A 20,139-nucleotide genomic window follows, 5' to 3' on the forward strand; every position below is an offset into this window, starting at 1 on the left:
CTCATAGCTGACTATCACGCCGCGCTCCAGCAGCAGCTCTTCGATATCCCGCAGGCTCAGCTGGAAACGGAAATACCAGCGCACCGCGCAACTGATGACCGCACCGGGGAAACGATGGCGATAGTAAAGGGCTTTGGGTATCTTCATTGCCCGACTTTACCAGCGTCCATCGTTAACGTGACATTGCCGTAGGGCTATATTAGATGCAATTGATTCAATAAAATTATTGCGAGCTATCAAATGCGAACCTAGAATTAGTGATGATCGTAACTTTGATCACAAGCCCTAGTGGTTGTTAAATTAGCAATACTGCGATCAAGGATTTATTATAACGGCACAGCGACGTGCAGTTGAATTGATGGACGGGAGGAAATTTCTCGGAACCACTCTTGATCTGGGCGTATAAAACACCTAAGCACTTCAGAGTCCCCTAACCTCGATACAAAATTGTGGAGTGGTTGAGCAAGAGGGGAATTGAAATTGGCAGGGGCAACGAGGTTCTGCGACAATGCAACTTTCGCCAGTAGCCTAAAGTGCGAGGGGTTTGCCAGTTGCTTTAGGTTACTAGCAGTGTTTGCCATACTAAGAGCTTGACTCGATGTAAATGCTTTCAAAGATTGAGGGAGAACTATGACTTACACCGTAGATGCGGTGGCTAAAGCGCTCGAGCTTCTGTTTTTGGTGGCTCAAGAGCCAAACTTGGGTGTAACAGAATTGGCGAAGCGCTCAGGTAATACTAAAGCACGCGCGTTCCGATTGCTGGGCACTCTCGAACAGAGCGGCCTCGTACGAAGAAAGGAACCACTCGCGACCTATAGCCTCGGGTATAAAGCCCTATTTATTGGAGCGGCGGCGCAAGAACAGGTTAGCGTGACTCAGGTAGCGAAAGCGCGGCTCCCGGAAATAGGTATGAAGCTCAATGAGAGCGTTCTTGTAAGAGTACGGGACGGACTCGAAAGCGCCTGCGTTGCATGGTGGGACGCTCCCCACGCGATCCGCATACACAGTCAACTTGGTGAGCGACGTCCCCTCTACGCCGGTTCCTCAGGCAAGCTGTTACTAGCTTATGCGCCATCCGATATCCAGGAAGAGGTGCTGCGGCAGGAGCGCCCCCAATTTACAGCGAACACTCCTTCCAAGCGTGCTCAGCTTGAAAAGGAAATCGAGAAGGTGTTGAAACAGGGATACAGCTATTCTGCGGGTGAACGCACGCCTGACACGGTTTCAGTTGCGGCACCAATTCGGGATGCTAGCGGTACAGTTATCGCGTCATTAGCAATGACATCGCCGAGCAGCCGTGTCCCTGTGGAACGGTTGCCAGAGTATGCAAAGGCCTTAATCGAGGCCGCTGACCAGTTCTCTGTTGAGCTTGGTTATATGAAAGCAGTTTAGGTAGTCCGCGGAGCGGCCGTATTGCCGCTCCCATACAAAAAATGTCGCGCCCTGACATTTTGAAGTACCCCTTCCTTTCGCCAGTGATGGTCACTAGGCACTCCCAAATTTCCTGCCGGCCCCCAGCCATACAGTGAAATTCCAATATGCGCAGATCCACATGAATCCAGTGTTTCATCGCTGCGTCAGCATCTATTCTCTAAAGCTTTCGTGAATTTGGAAGTTTCGCAATGGTTCCTCGTCGTATAGGTCGTTGAAGAAGTGCTTGACATTGTTTCATACGCCGATATAAGGTATCGGTCAGTGAAACACGCTTGTTATTCTAATAGGAGGAGTGATGCTTGATTTTCTAAAGAATGGTCTCGCAGCGACACTTGCGGCCCCCTTCGTTGTTACAGCGCCGGCCATAGCTGCCGACCTTAAGATCGGATTCAAAGCCGAGGTTACCTCAGCCGATCCTCATATTTTGAATGGCCAGAACAGGAATGTCTGGGCTCATGTCTACGATTCACTGGTGTACCAAGACGAAACTTTACGGCCATCACCCCGCCTTGCGGTGTCATGGAGGACGGTTAACCCAACAACATGGGAATTCAAGCTCCGTCCTAACGTGAATTTTCACAACGGTACCCCTTTCACCGCCGAAGACGCTAAATACTCCATCGAAAGAGCGATGAACCTAAGCGGACCTCGAACCTTTCGCAACTACCTAAAAGATGTTGAGTCGATTAGTGTAGCGGGCCCTCTTACCCTGCAGGTAAAGACGAAAACGCCTAGTCCGACTCTGCCCGATAACTTAGGATTAATAGCGATCGTGCCTAAGTCGCTAGGTAGTAGCGTTACCGAAGAAAGTTTTGCGAATGGAAAGTCCGCAATAGGAACCGGGCCCTATAAGTACGGCAGTTGGGTACAAGGCCAAAGGGTAACGGTGGCAAAGAACGACAGTTACTGGGGCCCAAAAGAGCCGTGGGACAATGTCACCTTCCAGTTTATTCCACGAGAGCCAGCGCGTGCATCAGCTCTCCTGTCTGGATCCGTTGACTTGATCGACGGCGCCACCTCAAACATGACTGACTCGTTCAACAATTCGAACAAGATCGATTTGGCGTCCGTCACATCCTACATGTTGAACTACATCGCACTCGACCAGTTCCGTGACAATTCGCCCTACATCAAGTCGAACGAAGGCGCTCCACTTGCAAAGAATCCGCTCAAGGACCTGAAAGTACGTCAGGCATTGATGCATGCAGTGAACCGCGAAGGGATCATCAAATTCTTGATGAAAGGAGACGCGACCGCGACTGAGCAGCTAGTTCCCCAGGCTTTCTTCGGCTACGACGCTAGTATCAAGTTGCCCGCTCATGATCTGAGCAAAGCGAAAGCACTGCTCGCCGAGGCAGGTTACCCAAATGGCTTTCGCATGACACTCCACTGTTCTAATAACCGCTACGTGAATGATGCAAAAATGTGCGAAGCGGTTGCCCAAGTATTCAATCAGGTCGGTGTTAAGACGGAGGTGGCTACCATGCCGTTTTCGGTCTACCAAACACGTTACATCTCAGGTGGGGCGAATGGAGAGACTGAATTTAGTGCCTTTATGTTAGGCAACGGTTTTGTTACTGGTGACTCTCTGACTGGCTTGACATCGATCCTGCGTACTCGAGACAAAGAAACTGGATTGGGAGCAAACAACTATACGGGATATAGCAATAAGCAGGTCGATGCCTTGATTGATAAGGCTGCACAAACCATGGATGAGAAGGCACGAGAGTCTTTACAGAAGCAGGCGACAAAATTGGCACTCGACGATGCCTCGATTATCCCACTTGTTCACATCAATGCTGGCTGGGCCATGCGCAAGGGTCTAACAGTGAAGCCGCGCGCTGACGGCTTTACGATGGCCATGGATGTACGACCAAGCAAAGGCGGCAACTAATTTTGCTAACGCAGTACTGGTAGTCCATTGAAACGCCGGCCCCCTCCACATACGGTGCCGGCGATCTCTCTTTACGACCTCCGAGAATGCGCCACTAGTGCGGTGCAGGGATTCGCTACGCCTGATTGCGACGGACCTGCTGGTTCACAGGCGATGGTTTCGACCCACCATTCGGGTTGGGTCAGCGCCACAGGAATACCGGATTCCATAACTACTTGTATATGTCTTCCAAAATATTGATTACGCTTCACCTCCAAGGACCGAAACAGGATTGCGGCACTGAAATCGCACAGATGCGTAACGTAATGGTGAAAATGCGCGACGGTATTTGCTTGGCGACTGATGTCTACCTTCCTGAGCGCAATGGCGAGCCAGTCCCATCGCAATTTCCGGTGATTTTGGAACGTACCCCGTACGGAAAGCATCTGCGCAGCCGCAGCGAGGTATCGATTGCCGATCAAGAGGCAATGGAGCGGGACGAAGTCGCAGCTTACTTTGTTAGGGCCGGTTATGTCGTTGTCTACCAAGACTGCCGTGGACGCTACGCATCCGAAGGAAGTTTTGTTAAGTACACCAGCGACGGCAATGATGGGTATGACACGTGTGCATGGATCCTGCAGCAGGAATGGTGCAACGGGCGTATCGGCACGATGGGTTTGTCGTACGCCGCGCACACGCAAGCAGCGCTGGGAAGCATGAATGCACCAGGTATAGTCGCGATGTTCATGGATTCCGGCGGGTTCTCAAATGCATATCAGGGAGGTATTCGACAGGGAGGGGCATTTGAGTTGAAACAGGCGACCTGGGCAATTCGGCAAGCGCTTGAAAGCCCAGCTATCCGCGCTGATGACCAAAAACGCACCGCATTTCAAAGGCTTGATATACATAGTTGGTTCAATCGAATCTTTGAATGGAAACCTGGAGACTCGCCGCTTGCATTAGCTCCTGAGTATGAAAATTATCTGTTCGACCAGTGGCAGCGTGGCAGCTTCGACGATTACTGGCGGCAAGTCGGACTCTATGCGGAAGGATTTCACACCGCATTCTGCGACGCCGCAATGGTATTGATGTCATCCTGGTACGACCCGTATCCGCGCACAGCTACGGAAAACTATATCGGCCTTTCGAAGGCAAAGAAGGGCCCAATTTGCCTAATCCTCGGTCCATGGACGCATGGTAACCGTTCACTTTCATTTGCTGGAGACGTCGATTTCGGCGCAGCTGCAACCCTTGATAATAATCTGGCAGATAACTTTTTAGCATTGCGTCGCCAATGGTTCGATCGTTGGCTCAAGGGCGATAGCGAGGAAGAAAGCATGCCGAAGGTACGTATTTTCGTGATGGGCGGGGGCAGCGGGCGGCGGAATACAGACGGGCGCCTAGACCATGGTGGACGCTGGAGAAACGAGGAAGGATGGCCAATTAAGGATGCGGTTGAAACAGCCTATTACCTACAGCGAGATGGGAGCTTGTCGGCGTCCCCGCCAAATTTAGCGATTGCGGTGCGAGGCTATAACTATGATCCGTTAAGGCCAGTGCCGACTATAGGTGGCGCCGTCACTTCAGGCGAGCCACTGATGTTCGGTGGTGCATTCGACCAACGGGAAGGTCCTGAAATCTTCGGTGCAAAAGAGCCTTATCGCCCCTTGAGCATGCGCCCCGACGTGCTTGTGTTCGAGACTGAACCACTAGAAGAGGATGTCGAAGTGACTGGCCCGGTCGCAGCACATCTTTGGATCAGCTCCGATTGTCTTGATACCGACTTCACGATCAAATTGATAGACGTCTACCCTTGCAGTGCCGACTACCCGAAAGGGTATGCGATGAACCTTACCGATGGGATTCTTCGGACACGATACCGTGAATCATGGGAGACCCCGTCAATGATGACACCAGGAGAAGTCTACAAAATTCACATCGAAGCTTTTCCAACAAGTAATCTGTTCAAGAAAGGACACCGGATTCGGGTTGACGTTTCGAGCAGTAATTTTCCGAAATTTGATTGCAATCCGAATACCGGCGACCCAGAAGGAGTCTCGGGCGAAGTTAGGGTAGCGTCGAATCGCGTTTACATGGATAGCAACAGGCCGTCCCACGTGGTGTTACCTATAGTCTCGCGGCCGCGGAGCTAGGTTCGGTTTCACTGTTGATAATCAAGTCAAACGGCGCGCGTTTTGCCTAAACGCGGTGTTGGAAACGTACGCTCGTAGGGCGTGAACTAGCTGAGCGAGTACCAAATCTCCAACCGGAGGTCCGTCCGCATCGAAGCCTTAGTTGTTTCGCAACTAGTAGGCACGGTAACAATCCGGATCTATCACTCTCCAGACCGTAAGTTTTCTCCCTTTGATACCCGTTGCGCAAGCCGCGACTTATACCCTTTTTACGCTGCAGTCATCCCCACAAAGGGCGAATCCTCGCGTGAGCAAATGAAAATCACAAATTCTGCTTGACGCCGAAAATCGCATTACGTTATTGTATCGATAGACGAGATAGCGTATCGGTGAATGAAACAACGCCACTCAGTAACACGCTAGACCCAGCGCCGAGTTTTCTAGTGAAGAAGCCCGACCGTCATCCGGAACGTTGGGTGCGCCTGTTAGTGCTTTCCAGGCATAAGATAGAAAAAGAGATTTTGGAGAACAGGACTTAAGAATGATTGAAATGCTAATAAAGCGAGCGATTCAAAGTGCTTTCGTTGTACTTGTGATGTCTGTCCTCGCGTTCGTTGGGATCAATGTTGTCGGTGATCCTATTTATTTATTGGTTGACCCCAGCGCAAGTCCTAAACAGATCGAAGAGGCGGCCCGCTCGCTCGGCCTGCATCTTCCGTTGCATCAACAGTATTGGCACTTTCTTTTGAATGCTCTCCACGGCGATCTCGGATCGTCGTTTGTATTCAATCGGCCAGCCGTCGAACTAATCATCGAGCGTATTCCCGCTACGTTGGAACTTGCAGTGATGGCTCTGGTATTGGCAATGGTCATCGGCGTTCCGCTCGGCATGTGGGCTGGCCTACGTCCCAATAGTCTGGTGCATCGCTTGGCAATGGGATTCTCAATATTCGGCGTAACAGTCCCTGCGTTTTGGCTGGGTTTGATTCTGATCCTCGTGTTTTCCGTGAATTTAGGGTGGGTTCCCTCGAGCGGACGTGGGCCAGTCAAGGAACTCTTCGGTGTTGAGGTAAGTTTTCTAAGTTGGGAAGGACTGAAATTCATCTTTCTTCCGGCGATAACCTTATCACTGTCACAGATTGCTCTTGTGATTCGACTTACAGAAGCCGGAACACGGGAGGTTGCTCTTCAAGAATACGTGAAGTTTGCGCGTGCTAAAGGAGTGAGTGGCCCGCGGTTAATGCTTCGTCATATCGCGCCCAATGTAATGATCCCTATTATTACCGTAATGGGAATCGAGTTCGGCCAGTTGATCGCTTTCTCGCTAGTAACCGAGTCGATCTTTGCGTGGCCAGGCATGGGTAAGTTGATTATCGACTCTGTACTACAACTCGATCGTCCCGTTGTCGTTGCCTACCTGATGATCACTTTGCTGATCTTTGTCGTGATTAACTTTGTCGTCGACGTTCTGTATTTGCTGCTGGACCCTCGCCTACGAACTAAAAGTGCATGAGACAAGCTTTCGACATCAACGATAAGGTGAGTGCAATGAGTAAAAGCAATACAGTAAAGATCTTCACAAGCGAGGCGAGCGGTGAAGTCAGAGGGCTACACGGCGAGAATATGCCAAGCCGGGACGAGCACGTTGAGGTACCGGTTGCTCCACCAGAAACGCCTGGACAACGATTGTGGCGCCAGTTCTCAAGCAGCCGAGTGGCAACGGCTTCTGCAATCTTCCTTTTAATCCTGATCGTCGTTGCACTGGCGGCGCCATTTGTGGCGCCGCAAGATCCCTACGATCTTGCAAAGGTGTCCATCCTGGAGGCCGAAAAAGCGCCAGGGGCTATCAGTGCTGACGGCAGCATCCGATATCTGCTTGGTACTGACGGCGCCGGTAGAGACGTCCTAAGCGCCATCATCTACGGCTTGCGCATCAGTATCGGGATCGGTTTTGCGAGCGCCATCGCGGCGCTGTTGTTTGGAGTTTGTGTTGGTCTGGTTGCCGCGCATTTCGGAGGACGCGTAGACGCAACGATCATGCGGATTGTTGATGTCCAACTCAGCATACCTGCCATCCTGATCGCACTCGTTCTCCTTGCCGCACTCGGCCAAGGAGTGGACAAGACCCTGTTAGCATTGATTATTGTGCAATGGGCCTACTTTGCGCGAAATGTGCGCGGATCCGCAATGGTAGAGCGGAAGAAAGAATATGTAGAAGCGGCGATAGGGCAGGGGTTGCCAGCCACCCGCGTCATGTTTCGCCATATTCTCCCAAACTGTATGGCGCCGCTCGTCGTGACAGCAACGCTGCAAATGGCGCATGCCATCACGCTTGAAGCAACTATGAGCTTCCTCGGCATTGGTCTGCCACAGACGAAGCCTTCACTTGGACTATTGATTTCCAATGGCTTCGATTACATGCTGTCCAATCAATACTGGATCAGTGTATTTCCAGGTGTTGCGCTCGTGATGCTGGTTATCTCGATCAACCTAATCGGCGATCATTTGCGCACGGTGCTCAACCCTAAACTGGATGTCTAGGAATATTGAACATGGCACTATTAGAAGTCAAGAATCTCACAACTGAGTTTCGCACCCGAGTCGGAACAGCGAAAGCGGTCGACAACATCTCCTTCTCCTTAAACAAAGGAAAGGTATTAGGTATCGTCGGAGAATCGGGTTCGGGGAAATCGGTTACCGCATTCTCTTTAATGAACCTATTAGAAGCGCCTGGAGTAATCGCTGGTGGCCAGATGCTGTTCAACGGAGAAGACCTGCGAATGGCAAGTGCGAAACGTTGGAATGAATTGCGTGGCGATCGCATAGCAATGGTATTCCAGGATCCGATGATGTCGCTCAACCCGGTGATGAGGGTGGGAGCGCAGCTCGCCGAAACGATTCGCATCCACCGTAAGGTCGGGCGTAGCGAAGTCGATAGTATCGTTTGCGAGGCATTACGTCGGGTGGGCATTCCCGCGCCCGAAGAGCGGATGAAAGCCTATCCCCACGAACTATCAGGCGGAATGCGCCAACGGGTTGCGATAGCGAATGCGGTTATCAATAATCCTGATTTGATCATCGCAGACGAGCCGACCACTGCGCTCGACGTTACGATTCAAGCCCAGATTTTATTTGAGATGCGGAATCTCGCCCGGCAGAGTGGTACAGCGCTGATCTGGATTACACACGACCTGAGCGTAGTGAAAGACCTGGCAGATGATCTCTGCGTCATGTATGCGGGACGAGTAGTTGAGCAAGGAAGTGTCGATGAAATAGTTCAGCGTCCACGCCATCCTTATACCCGCGGACTGATTGACTCGTTACCCAATGGCGGTTGCCGTGGCCAGCGTCTGTACTCAATTCCTGGAGCAGCGCCGTCGTTGCTCGCACTGCCGTCGGGATGTGCCTTTTCACCGCGTTGCTCACGTGCGAGTGCCGCATGCCGTACGGCTCCTCCCGAAACTCTTGACGGGGCACGCATGCTCCGATGCTTTCATCCGCTGGAGGTGGTATGACGATCATGTTGGAAACGCGCAGTTTAAGCAAAAGTTTCACTGCTAAGGCAAGTACTTTTTCCCGTCTCGCAAGCACGGCCGGACTTAAAAGCCGCGAGGAAAAGAAGACCTACGCCGTCAATGACGTCTCTCTACAGGTAAGGGCGGGTGAGGTCTTGGGGCTGGTAGGTGAGTCGGGCTGTGGAAAATCAACCGTCGGCCGGATGGTAGCAGGACTGTTGCCGCCAACTAGCGGCTCGATCGAATTCGACGGTAATGATGTGACGAAAGCTTCGCTCGCCAGCCATCTGAAAACCCAAATGGTTTTTCAAAATCCGTACGCATCGCTCAACCCTCGCATGAGGATTGATCAGTTGATTACCGAAGCTGCGGTCTACCATGGCATCATCAAGAAAGACAATGCAGCAAATTTCGTCGCTGCACTATTGCAGCAAGTCGGACTTAATTCCGAATACGCAAATCGCTATCCGCACCAGTTCTCTGGCGGACAGAGGCAGCGTATCGCGATCGCACGCGCGCTTGCGCTAAATCCTAAGTTCATCGTATGTGACGAAGCGGTCTCCGCACTCGACGTGTCAGTGCAGGCCCAGATTCTTAATCTCTTTATGGATCTTCGTGAATCTCAGGGCCTTACGTATCTATTTATCAGCCATAACCTTGCTGTGGTCGAGTACATTGCCGACCGCGTCGCAATCATGTATTTGGGAAGGATTGTAGAGCTCGCAGACACGGCAAGCATCTTCCGGCGGCCTAACCATCCCTACACCAGGGCACTGATTGACGATGCGCCACGACTTGACACGAAGATTTCTGAGTACCGACCAATCCAAGGGGAGCTTCCCAGTCCGTTGAATCCACCTACTGGGTGCCCCTTCCACCCACGGTGCCCCCACGCAATTGAACGCTGCAAAACCGAACGCCCCCCTCTGGTTGAGGTCGCGCCAACGCACTTCTCAGCCTGTCATCTCAACGACACCGCCAAGTAAAACGAACTAGTAAAACGGCTATATGATTAAGCAGATCGACAATGTATTCTCTCTGTTGCGTCCGTCGGCAGAGATCTCGGAACTACCCTTAGTATTCGACTCCCCGCATAGCGGTACGATCTATCCCATGAATAGCAGTATCACGGCGCCGGCATATGCATTGAAGACCACTTGGGACGCATATGTTGATGAACTGTGGTGTGCGGCACCGCGAGCAGGTGCTGCACTGTTAGCTGCGCGTTTTCCCCGAGCCTATCTTGATGTCAATCGCAGTCCCCAAGACATCGACGTCGAAATGCTCGACGGTCCATGGACAGGTGAAGTGGAACGCTCGGCAGCATGTATGCGAGGTATGGGTTTGATCCGACGCTATGCCTTACCTGCCGTTCCTATGTACGCCGCTCCTTTACCGATCTCTGAAGTCGTGCATCGAATACAGAGATACTATGAGCCTTATCACGCCATGTTGACGCAACTACTCGACCAAGCATACGAGAAATTTGGTCAAGTTTGGCATATAAACTGCCATTCTATGAAATCCGTAGGCAATGCCATGAACGAGGATAAAGGCGAATCTCGGCCTGACATGGTAGTGAGCGATTGCTGTGGCACGTCGGCTGACCCGAAGTTCACCGTATGGGTGACACACACGCTGGAACGACTTGGCTATTCAGTGAAGATCAATACTCCCTATCAAGGTGGCTACATAGTTAAGCAATACGGCCAACCTACGCTTCAAAGAAATAGTGTCCAGATTGAGATCAATCGCCGAATCTACATGAATGAAGTTACTTTCGAGAAGACACCAGGCTTTGATAGGCTCCAGCGTGATCTTGAGTCATTCACCACCGAGCTAGCGAGTTATGTCGAGGAGATGATGAAAGTTCGATCGCTAAACGGCGTTAGCCCCCTATAATTTTTGAGACAGGTAGCAACGCATCTGAGGCTTATCTTCGGTGCCAGACGTACGTATCCCTGAGGCGAAATATGGATTACACGGTCGAATCGGTCAGAAAAGCATTACACCTCCTCTTTATGGTCGCAGACCAACCAGGGCTCGGTGTCACTGAGTTGGCTCGCCGATCAGGGATGACTAAGGCGCGGAGCTTCCGTTTGCTAGAAACGATGGAGCAGTATGGCATGATCAAGCGTGATGGCCAGGCTGCGATTTATTGCCTAAGCCACAGGGTCCTTTCTCTTGGCGCATTTGCATCGCGACAGCTCAAACTCGCGGATTTGTCTAAAAAGTATTTGCCAAAAGTCGGACACCGCATTGATGAGAGTGTACACGTGCATCTGCGGGAAGGTGTGGAGCGGATCTGTATCGCACGTTGGAATACGAAAAGAAGCATTGGCATACACACAAAGATAGGCAGTCGGCAGCTCTTGCATGCAGGGGCTACCGGCAAGCTTCTACTCGCTTTTGCGCCTACTAGCGTATTTGATGATGTGCTTACCGAGGACCTGGAGCGATACACAGACCGGACATTGACGCGCCGTGAGGAATTGTGTGCAGAACTAAGTCGAATTCGCAGCCAAGGCTATAGCCTCTCCAATGGCGAAGTTGTCAGTGGAACAGTGGCTATCGCAGTGCCTTTGATCGACAGCACCGGAGTCGTCGCTGCATTGGGTGCGTCCATACCGTCGTCTCGCGCAACTGAAGGGGTAGTTACAGATGTATTGGAGGTTTTAAGGCAGGCGGCGGACGAATTCTCAGTAGAGCTTCGCCAGACGTCCGACGATGAGGCCCACGTTTCTGCCAAACGGGTCCTGTAACGAATGATGAAGGCTAGAGGGAGTCAAACATGTTTCTGCTGCGATATTCTGTCGGTTCTAGGTTAATTTTTGGCTTCGGGGCGATGCTAATCGTCTTGGCTTCCGTCGTTCTACTAGCAAACTCGCTAAGTTCCCGAAACAAAGAAAAGCTGATTCGTTCGCTGGAGCTACTAAACACCAAAAGCGAGCTGGCAGTACAGATGAAGAGCGCACTTTTGGGCGCAGGTATCGCCATGCGCAATATCGGCCTTCAGTCAGAAGTCGGTGATATGCAGCGAGAAGCCGCAGAGGTTGAAGTTCAGAATAAGCTCTACACCGAGTCCCATAGCCGTTTCGTACGGCTTGGTTTGAGTCCCGAGGAGCAACGCATTCTCACCGATGTTAGCAAGTTAGGAGAACAGGCCGAAGTAGCGCTAAAGGAAGCCATGTCCAGCGCCTTGGCATTTGACACTGGAAGCGCCGTCAAAACAATTGCGACTCATATCGATCCTGTCAACAAACGAGCTGTGAGTGAGGTGAACAAACTAGTGTCGATGCAACAAGTCGCTACGAGAACGACATTAGAAAGGTCAGTTGAAGATGACAAGCGCATGATGCAGCTCCTTCTTTCAGTCGGTGCGATGGCGCTGCTGATTGGAGCAGGGTTCGCCTGGGCGATTCGTCGCAGTATCATCAGACCGTTAAATCAGGCAATCAACATCGCTGCCCGCGTGGCCGACGGGGACTTAACGTCTGAGATAGCATACAGTGGGAAAGATGAGGTTGGTCGTTTGTTCGATGCATTGAAAAAGATGAACGAGCAACTAGCGAAGGTTGTGGGTGACGTCCGGATAGGGACAGAAACTATAACTGTAGCATCCAAAGAGATTGCGACCGGTAGCGCAGACCTCTCGTCCCGCACTGAGGCCCAAGTTGCGTCGCTACAAACTACTGCTGCCTCAATCGATGAACTGACATCGGCCGTGCGGAACAATGCTGAGAATGCAAAGCAGGCAAACGAACTTGTGATTTCTGCTACCGATGTGGCAACTCGAGGTGGACGGGTTGTTGGCGATGTCGTTTCTACAATGAGCGAGATCAAGCAATGTTCGCGACAAATCGTAGATATCATCAACGTTATTAATGGGATCGCATTCCAGACCAACATTCTTGCGTTGAATGCGGCCGTTGAAGCGGCGCGCGCGGGCGAGCACGGGCGTGGATTCGCCGTAGTCGCTTCGGAGGTGCGGTCCTTGGCTCAACGCTCAGCATCGGCCGCAAAGGAAATTGAGGTTCTTATTTCAGATTCTGTGGGCAAGATTGAGAACGGTGCGCAATTGGTGGATACGGCAGGAACAACGATGAGTGACATGGTTGTCGCCGTACAGCGAATCGCATGCATCATGGGAGAGATTGTATCTGCTTCTGAGGAGCAGACGGCAGGAATCGAAAGAATCAATGGCAAAATGTCTCTGATGGACGATACCACTCAGCAGAACGCCGCATTGGTTGAGGAAACTGCTGCCGCGGCTGAAAGTCTGCGGGAGCAGGCATCGGTCCTCGCAGCAACGGTTGCGCTCTTTAAGATTAACGCCACTGACGAGGTTGGCAGGAAGACGGGTCAGGACGTCCATGGGCAAGGTAGCAGTCCGTTGCTGATCTCGGCCGAGAGCGTTCCGCTACTCCTTGACGTAACTATGCACTCGAATTGAGACTGGCGGTCGATTTCGGGCGGTCACACGATGAGGCTGCCGCGGAACTGTTGCTACTTCATGAGTGAGAGACTCGATCGTAAATGAACGTTTTCAAGAATTTTCATAGAAACCTTCTGATAAATGGTATGACGAAGGCTGCGGTATAGAAGCCTGTAGCAGTGAAAGTTCCGATCAGGGCAGGAGAAGCAGAAGTATTAGTAGCATTCCAGCGCGCTCTACCAGAATGTCTCCTCTCCTTCTGGAGTTAGGCCGGCCTTGTGCCGGCCGTTTTTTCTGGTTCGCGGGTGTTGATGCGAGTTGCGGCACATACGTGCAGTTAGCCAGTCCTATTGTTCGGATCACATTGGACGTGGGTGGATTAGGGATAAGGAAGAGTGGCATGCAGGGATATGCCTTCTAACGAGCCCTTCGACTTCGAAAAAACGCTGGATACCTTACATAGAGGATAAGGGATAAGCAGTGGAAAGAATCGACTACACAGACACTCTTCGAGAGATTGCTTCGCATGTGCAGCCATACATTGGTAGCGGAGAGGTCGCGAGTTACATTCCGCCGCTTGCGAAAATTGACCCCCGCCAGTTCGGTATGGCGTTGTACACCCTTGATGAAGGTCTTTTCGTAATAGGAGACGCATATAAGCGTTTTTCGATTCAGAGTATTTCCAAGGTCTTTGCATTTGCGATGGCATTCAATCTGCTAGGGGACGACATTTGGTCTAGATTGGATCGGGAACCCTCCGGAACGCCCTTCAATTCTCTAGTTCAACTGGAAGTGGAATACGGTAAGCCTCGCAATCCTTTTATAAATGCAGGTGCCCTAGTTGTCGCTGATATCCTGGTGAGTCATTTTGCACAGCCTTCACTAGCGGTCTTGCAATATCTGAGGAGGCTAGTCGCAGATGATTCGGTTGATATCGATCTGGAACTTGCAAAGGCCGAACAGCACTTAGCGCACCGTAATATCGCGATGGCCCACTTTATGAAAAGCTTCGGTAATCTGCAAAACGGCGTCGACGAGGTTGTAGATGCCTACTGTAATCAATGCGCGATCGCATTATCATGTGCCGAGGTGGTAATGGCAGGGGCATTTCTTGCTAATAGCGGCACCTGTCCCATTCGTTCGACTGTCGTAACTAGCCGCAGGCAAACCAGGCGCATTAACGCGTTAATGGCAACATGCGGAACCTATGATGCGGCTGGTGATGTCGCTTACCGGGTGGGTTTGCCCGCTAAGAGTGGTGTTGGTGGTGGCATTCTCGCAGTCGTTCCAGGGAAGGCCACCGCATGCGTCTGGGCACCTGGTCTCGATGAATCCGGGAACTCTCTTGTTGGCACGATGGCTCTGGAGCGGCTAACGGAAATCACAGGCTGGTCAATATTCTAAGCCTGCGCCCATCGGACCGTCGAAGGGAGTCGTGAAGGTAACAATCAATTCAGTGACGTTTGGGGCATCCAACCAAGGGCATTAGGGGTGAACGTCGTTCAGAACTTATCCCTTTGGCCATCGTAATATTTTCCCAGCCAATAGAAAAGCCACTGCCAACGGTATAGCTCAATCTGCACCGTCCTCGCCTTTTCCTTCGACGTCTTCGTGCGAGATGAGCTGGGTACAGTTGCTTTGTTGGCAGCGGTTATTAGGCATAACTCGAAAAATTCGATTCGGTTGAGCGAAATGACGCATCGGGTAGTTGTAACCAAATCATTTGTGCAGTAGAGCTTGCAGTAGCTATCCATGAAGCGCTCTGGCCGCGACCTTAGTCGGCCCGATGCAGACGGCGGCCCCAAAGACGAGTCTTATCACCTCCCAAGTACCATTCCGGGCGCAGTTCACCTCCTGCTTAAACTGTGCTTCTGTGCGGTTGATATTGAAAATGCGGAAAATTGGTTACCTGAACGCACGCTAATCAGCCTCATCTGCCGGTGTTGGCTTGTAGGACAGAAAGGTGTAGAGACTTTTTTCACCGTAAGAAAGCAGCTCTCTCGGATTCGGTTCTACTGGGATGGAATCTGTTTTCTTATGCCGCAAGAAATGGAATAAGTAGCTGTGGCACCTCCGTATGGTGCTTGGTTACTACACAGAAGATCGAAGTTAGGCGCACGTTAGCAAATGAAGGCCGGTTGGACAAGATAGCAAATGACGATACCGATTGAAATGGGGGCTGCTCCAGGTACACAAGGAGGCCCATAAGGATTATGGAGCGCGAAGCCATTCATAAGAACCAATTGCGAACGAGATCCGAGGCTAGAGAAGGGCGTTGCACGTTTCAACAGACGATACGCTGTAACGTTGGATAAAACTTTTATTGACGTTTTAATTTTCACAGCCTAAGATTCGTATCAGCTATCGACACGCCGTATCGGATGTCGATACAGAGAGCCGAGGAGATGGCGGCAGCGGAAGTCCGTTGTGAAAAGGGACTTCGATCGTTCCAATTTAAGGGGTTTACCAAAATGAAAAAAAGGCAAATCGCGCTCGTGGTTATGAGTGCTCTGGCGGGTGTCTCTCACGCCCAAACCGCTGTTCAGGTGTATGGAATCGTCGATGCTGGTGTAGCCCATACAACGAAGCAAGCGGCTCCTGTAGCAGGAGCACCAACGGCAACAGCCAGCCGTACGGGCATTGATTCCGGACTGCTTCAAGCATCTCGATTCGGCGTTCGCGGTACCGAAGATGTCGGCGGCGGCCTTAAGGCCCAGTTTGCGCTCGAGGGTGGAATTGCAATTGACAACGGAACGTCGACGCAAGGCGGTGCATTGTTTGGCCGTCGCTCGATCGTTGGTCTGGTTGGAGATGGTTTCGGTAATCTGCAGATTGGCCGCCGGAAGGACTTTACTGACGAAGTGGCTGAACCCTATTCCAGCATTACCCCATTTGGCACGTTCATCACGCGCGTACACGCTAACAACCTGGATCGCATCGGCGGCAACCGTGCGAACAACATGATTTACTACAGCACACCAACGTTTGGTGGCTTCCGGGCTAACATCTCTTATGGGTTTGGTGAAACCGCCGGTTCAACATCGATTGGCGAGTCACTAGGTTTTGGCGCTAACTACGGTAATGGTCCCTTCGGTATCGGTTTTGGATACTGGCAGTCAAAATTGGGAACTGTGACCGCTACTGCAAACTCGAGCAGTGACCAAGGCGCCACAAGTGGGGCAGGCTGTAATACAGTTGGCCTCGGGACGCCGGGAGACACATGTCTTAAGACTTGGATTGTGGGTTCCCGATATAAGTTGGGCAATTTCATGTTCCGGGGTACTTATTCCCAAGTCAAGCAGCCGCTGGTAACGGGCACAGGGCCAGCAGCACCCACCTTTGCAACAGCATTCACTCGCACGGCGGGTTCTGGAGCATTCACGCCAGGCGGCTCTAACAACAGCGATGCATCGATCGTTGACGTAGGGGTTGACTACACGACAGCTGGCGCTTGGAAGCTGAAGAGCAGCTATATTCAGTCGCGTTATGATTTTACTGGTGCAGCACCTGACGGTAAGCTGGACCAACTTACCCTCGGCGCTGAGTACTATCTGTCGAAGCGTACTACTCTGTACGGCACTGTGGCCCACATGCGCGCATCCCGCATGTACAGCCCAGGAATTCTTGGCGGTTCACCAGGTGCAGAAAACAGTACTAGTGCCGTTGGCGTTGGTGTGCGCCACTACTTCTAAGCACATCGTTCCATCTGAGCCCAGCTATTCCGATGCAGGGCTTCTATTACCAGCCGCGAGAGTGACTAATTGAAGCGAGGTCAAACTTGCGGCTGGGCCGACTAGGGTTGTGATTTGGCATGAAGTGAGAGATGACTGTGCTAAAAGGGCTAAAGGCTTTGATCTCATTGTGCGCAGCTGTTCTGTGCTTAGTGGGCCAGGCAGCAGAAGTCGTACTTACACAGGTTGCTCCGTTAAACGATGAAAATCCCACTTCAAGGCACTTGAGTCTCGGGTTGCGCATTTATTTTGAAGCAGTTAATAACAGCGGTGGAATACACGGTGCAGCGGTACGATTTGTTACCAAGGATAGAAGTCTTGATGCTTCTGAAGCGGGACGACAGACGAAGCAATTTGTAGAAGAGTCTCAGCCTGTGATGATGGTGGGACTCATGGGCACCGGATGGATGGAAGAGGTAGTAAAAAGCCGAATTCTCAACGAAACGGCGATGCCCGTCGTCGGAATACGCACCGGCTCGGTCTCTCTGCATGAGCCCGTTCATCCCTATCTATTTCATACGCGAGCAAGTTACCGTGGTGAAATTCAGACGGTGTTGAGACAATTAGCAACGATGGGGTTAAGCCGTATTTCGGTGTTCTATGAGGAAAGTGCATTCGGGCGAGAAGGTGTCTCGCTGGTTCAAAAGGAGCTGCTGACCATTCCAAGTCTAGCGCTTGTGGGTAAGTCAAGTTATCCAGTGAATACTACGAACGTCACAGATGCTCTGACTGAAATTGGTAAGGCCCAACCTCAATGTGTCATAGCAATAGCAACAAGTGCAGCAACTGCCGAGTTCTATAAGACATTACGTGAATCTGGCGGAACCGCGCAAGTTATAGCACTTTCTGTCGCAGACGGTGCAGAGGTCGTAAAACGTATTGGAAAGCAGAGTGCGCGCGGACTAATCCTTACACACGTAGTGCCTGATCCAACTAATCGAGCGATACCGATCGTCGGTGAGCTGCATCAGAATATGAAGAGATATGGCCCCCCAGGTGCGCCCATCAATCATGCCGTTGTTGAAGGCTACATTATTGCGAAGACTGCGGCGGCGGCACTAACGAAAGCCGGGCCAAAGCCTACAAGGGCGCGAGTACGCGCGGCCTTGGACTCGTTGTCAAACTATGATCTTGGTGGGGTGATCATTGACTTTTCTCCCACCAATCACACCGGTTCAAAGCACGTGGAGATGGGAATCGTCCTCTCCAGTGGGAAGATGATGCGCTAAGTCGACGAGGTTGTCTCCAGGGGGTAAGCGACCCTTTTATCCGGGAAAGGACTCCCTTTCCCGGACTTTCTGAAGACCAAGCCATAAACACTAAGCTGGAACGACAATGAGATTGCCATATACACGTGAAGCAATCGCGGTCTTTGGTCATACAGTCCCTAAGTATGCGGGTCCTTACTGGATCTCGACTGTCTTCCTTACATTGGTGACATGGAATACTGCGAGTGCCAATACAAGTGGCAAGTTCATCTCAATCCGTACAGCAGCCCAATACAACACCGAGCCGAAATTCGTTGTGATGTCCAACGGCAGGAACGCTCAGGTAGTTGGATTGTGCATTGATATTCATCGAGCACTTGAACGAACTGATCGCACGCTTAGTTTCACAGGTGACCAGAACGTTCTGCCCGCCTCAAGAGTGGAGGCGTCGCTGGTCTCAGGTGTTCTAGAGGCTGCCTGTGGGTTCTCTCGTACGCCGCGCCGAGAAGCAAAGCTTTTCTTCCTTGACCCGCCCCTATTCTCAGTTAATTACTATCTTGCGGTGCGGGCCAATGATCCCATTTTTATTCGCAACTGGGATGACGTTCGCTCGCTTGGTAAAGATGGAACTGTCTTGGTGTCGCACGGCTTCGCACCAGCGTCTCGCTTACGCGAATCGGAGTACATTGATGTGGACAGTGGTGGCACCAGCACTGAAAGCAATCTTAAGAAATTAATGGCGGGGCGTGGTCGCTTTTACTATCATCGGTCGCCGGGTATTGAGGCAGAGATTAGTCGATTCGGGTTAGATGCCCGGATCAAGGTCCTGCCTACGGTTATGGATTCACAACAATTCTACCTTGTGCTTGGACCGTTCGTCGCCGAGGAGACTAGGCAAAAAATAGAGCGAGCATTAGGCATTCTCTCCGCAAATGGTGAACTAACCGATATCAAGCGTAAATGGATTCAAAAGTGACACGTGACATTCAGGGCACTACATACCGAGATTTCCAGTTCGCTGTCTCCATCGGTTGTGTAGTGGCGAGATATTGAACAGACAAACATGCACATCTGGAGCGATGATGACCCATTTGCAAGGGATTTATGCTCACGAAATGCAAGCGTTGTTAGAAGCATTGAGACGGGACTTACGATCAGAGCGACTCAAAGCTGCGGCGCATACAAGGGATGCCGATTATCATATGCAAAACGCACGATACGTCGTGCGTCTTTTGGAGGTCTTGAATCCGCGTGGACCACACAGAGAGCGGCAGCGATTGAGTGCCGACGTGCATCTACAGTAAAAGAAAAATCTGAACAAAAAGTCTAATCTGATCCTGAAAAATAGCAGTTGAAGGTAAAGATTTTTCTAGTGTGGCGTCCCGCAAGTAACTTTATATAAGTTGAGGTGTCTATTGGGTTGTGTCGCATTAAGCGAGAAGGTCCTCGCCGTCCGGTAGACTGCTGCTTTTGTAAAGTGAGCAAGCAGCCATGCTGAATACCAAAGGGATGCGATTTCCGATCGACGTGATTCTGGTCTGCGTTCGGTGGTACGCGGCATATCCACTAAGCTATCGACAGCTGGAAGAGATGATGCAGGAGCGTGGCGTGTTTGTTGATCATTCCTCGATCAATCGATGGGCGATGCGGTTCTTGCCATTGTTGGAAAAGGTGTTCCGCCGAAACAAACGTCCAGTGGGTGGAAGTTGGCGCATGGATGAGACCTACATCAAGGTGAAAGGTGCGTGGAAATATCTTTATCGTGCGGTTGACAAGGAAGGCAAAACCGTCGACTTTCTGCTGACAGCCAA

15 protein-coding genes and 1 pseudogene are annotated in these 20,139 nt (G+C 51.4%); 15 read left to right on the forward strand and 1 reads right to left on the reverse strand.

Translation table 11 applies throughout. From position 1 onward, the window contains the following. Positions 1 to 147: pseudogene (locus ACFQUU_RS27940) on the reverse strand (IS6 family transposase); the annotation flags it as partial. A gap of 483 nt (positions 148 to 630) precedes the next feature. On the opposite strand from ACFQUU_RS27940, the gene ACFQUU_RS27945 reads away from it, so the two are divergent. The 15 genes from ACFQUU_RS27945 to ACFQUU_RS28015 form a co-directional block, all read left to right on the forward strand. Further along, on the forward strand, positions 631 to 1,392 hold the full coding sequence (locus ACFQUU_RS27945) for an IclR family transcriptional regulator (protein WP_382251770.1): 762 nt from the start codon (positions 631 to 633) through the stop codon (positions 1,390 to 1,392). Between the two features lie 337 nt (positions 1,393 to 1,729). Next, positions 1,730 to 3,328: an ABC transporter substrate-binding protein gene (locus ACFQUU_RS27950; RefSeq protein ID WP_382251772.1), complete on the forward strand. Its 1,599-nt coding sequence runs from the start codon at positions 1,730 to 1,732 to the stop codon at positions 3,326 to 3,328. A 293-nt stretch (positions 3,329 to 3,621) separates the two neighbouring features. Further along, a complete protein-coding gene (locus ACFQUU_RS27955; RefSeq protein WP_382251789.1) occupies positions 3,622 to 5,460 on the forward strand; it encodes a CocE/NonD family hydrolase in 1,839 nt (612 codons plus the stop codon). 520 nt (positions 5,461 to 5,980) lie between these two features. Next, entirely contained in the window at positions 5,981 to 6,952 is a 972-nt protein-coding gene (locus ACFQUU_RS27960; protein WP_382251773.1) for an ABC transporter permease, read from the forward strand. A 110-nt stretch (positions 6,953 to 7,062) separates the two neighbouring features. Then, a complete protein-coding gene (locus ACFQUU_RS27965; RefSeq protein WP_382251791.1) occupies positions 7,063 to 7,980 on the forward strand; it encodes an ABC transporter permease in 918 nt (305 codons plus the stop codon). An 11-nt stretch (positions 7,981 to 7,991) separates the two neighbouring features. Beyond that, entirely contained in the window at positions 7,992 to 8,954 is a 963-nt protein-coding gene (locus tag ACFQUU_RS27970) for an ABC transporter ATP-binding protein (protein WP_382251775.1), read from the forward strand. Then, positions 8,951 to 9,940 (forward strand): ABC transporter ATP-binding protein, encoded by a 990-nt coding sequence (locus ACFQUU_RS27975; protein ID WP_382251777.1) that lies wholly within the window; start codon positions 8,951 to 8,953, stop codon positions 9,938 to 9,940. The genes ACFQUU_RS27970 and ACFQUU_RS27975 overlap by 4 nt, the downstream gene beginning before the upstream one ends. Before the next feature lie 22 nt (positions 9,941 to 9,962). Beyond that, the gene (locus ACFQUU_RS27980) at positions 9,963 to 10,856 is read left to right on the forward strand and encodes an N-formylglutamate amidohydrolase (RefSeq protein WP_382251778.1); all 894 of its coding nucleotides are present in this window, start codon (positions 9,963 to 9,965) and stop codon (positions 10,854 to 10,856) included. A gap of 71 nt (positions 10,857 to 10,927) precedes the next feature. Beyond that, positions 10,928 to 11,716, forward strand: coding sequence for an IclR family transcriptional regulator (locus ACFQUU_RS27985; protein ID WP_382251780.1), 789 nt, complete (start codon positions 10,928 to 10,930; stop codon positions 11,714 to 11,716). 29 nt (positions 11,717 to 11,745) lie between these two features. Beyond that, complete coding sequence (locus tag ACFQUU_RS27990; RefSeq protein ID WP_382251782.1) at positions 11,746 to 13,407, forward strand: methyl-accepting chemotaxis protein; 1,662 nt, start codon at positions 11,746 to 11,748, stop codon at positions 13,405 to 13,407. Positions 13,408 to 13,878: 471 nt separating this feature from the next. Further along, the gene (locus ACFQUU_RS27995) at positions 13,879 to 14,793 is read left to right on the forward strand and encodes a glutaminase (protein ID WP_382251793.1); all 915 of its coding nucleotides are present in this window, start codon (positions 13,879 to 13,881) and stop codon (positions 14,791 to 14,793) included. 1,001 nt (positions 14,794 to 15,794) lie between these two features. Beyond that, positions 15,795 to 17,081, forward strand: coding sequence for a porin (locus tag ACFQUU_RS28000; RefSeq protein ID WP_382251784.1), 1,287 nt, complete (start codon positions 15,795 to 15,797; stop codon positions 17,079 to 17,081). 131 nt (positions 17,082 to 17,212) lie between these two features. Continuing rightward, the gene (locus ACFQUU_RS28005) at positions 17,213 to 18,349 is read left to right on the forward strand and encodes an ABC transporter substrate-binding protein (protein ID WP_382251785.1); all 1,137 of its coding nucleotides are present in this window, start codon (positions 17,213 to 17,215) and stop codon (positions 18,347 to 18,349) included. Between the two features lie 106 nt (positions 18,350 to 18,455). Then, on the forward strand, positions 18,456 to 19,304 hold the full coding sequence (locus tag ACFQUU_RS28010) for a substrate-binding periplasmic protein (protein ID WP_382251786.1): 849 nt from the start codon (positions 18,456 to 18,458) through the stop codon (positions 19,302 to 19,304). 515 nt (positions 19,305 to 19,819) lie between these two features. Next, the coding region (locus tag ACFQUU_RS28015) for an IS6 family transposase (protein WP_382251787.1) at positions 19,820 to 20,139 on the forward strand (320 nt) is incomplete at its 3' end.

It is taken from the genome of Herbaspirillum sp. GCM10030257 (assembly GCF_042666555.1).
Taxonomy (GTDB): domain Bacteria; phylum Pseudomonadota; class Gammaproteobacteria; order Burkholderiales; family Burkholderiaceae_D; genus Noviherbaspirillum.

Coding starts and splice junctions, on each gene's coding strand:
- ACFQUU_RS27945 (WP_382251770.1), top strand. CDS start 631: ATGACTTACACCGTAGATGCGGTGGCTAAAGCGCTCGAGCTTCTGTTT.
- ACFQUU_RS27950 (WP_382251772.1), top strand. CDS start 1,730: ATGCTTGATTTTCTAAAGAATGGTCTCGCAGCGACACTTGCGGCCCCC.
- ACFQUU_RS27955 (WP_382251789.1), top strand. CDS start 3,622: ATGCGTAACGTAATGGTGAAAATGCGCGACGGTATTTGCTTGGCGACT.
- ACFQUU_RS27960 (WP_382251773.1), top strand. CDS start 5,981: ATGATTGAAATGCTAATAAAGCGAGCGATTCAAAGTGCTTTCGTTGTA.
- ACFQUU_RS27965 (WP_382251791.1), top strand. CDS start 7,063: ATGCCAAGCCGGGACGAGCACGTTGAGGTACCGGTTGCTCCACCAGAA.
- ACFQUU_RS27970 (WP_382251775.1), top strand. CDS start 7,992: ATGGCACTATTAGAAGTCAAGAATCTCACAACTGAGTTTCGCACCCGA.
- ACFQUU_RS27975 (WP_382251777.1), top strand. CDS start 8,951: ATGACGATCATGTTGGAAACGCGCAGTTTAAGCAAAAGTTTCACTGCT.
- ACFQUU_RS27980 (WP_382251778.1), top strand. CDS start 9,963: ATGATTAAGCAGATCGACAATGTATTCTCTCTGTTGCGTCCGTCGGCA.
- ACFQUU_RS27985 (WP_382251780.1), top strand. CDS start 10,928: ATGGATTACACGGTCGAATCGGTCAGAAAAGCATTACACCTCCTCTTT.
- ACFQUU_RS27990 (WP_382251782.1), top strand. CDS start 11,746: ATGTTTCTGCTGCGATATTCTGTCGGTTCTAGGTTAATTTTTGGCTTC.
- ACFQUU_RS28000 (WP_382251784.1), top strand. CDS start 15,795: ATGGCGGCAGCGGAAGTCCGTTGTGAAAAGGGACTTCGATCGTTCCAA.
- ACFQUU_RS28005 (WP_382251785.1), top strand. CDS start 17,213: ATGACTGTGCTAAAAGGGCTAAAGGCTTTGATCTCATTGTGCGCAGCT.
- ACFQUU_RS28010 (WP_382251786.1), top strand. CDS start 18,456: ATGAGATTGCCATATACACGTGAAGCAATCGCGGTCTTTGGTCATACA.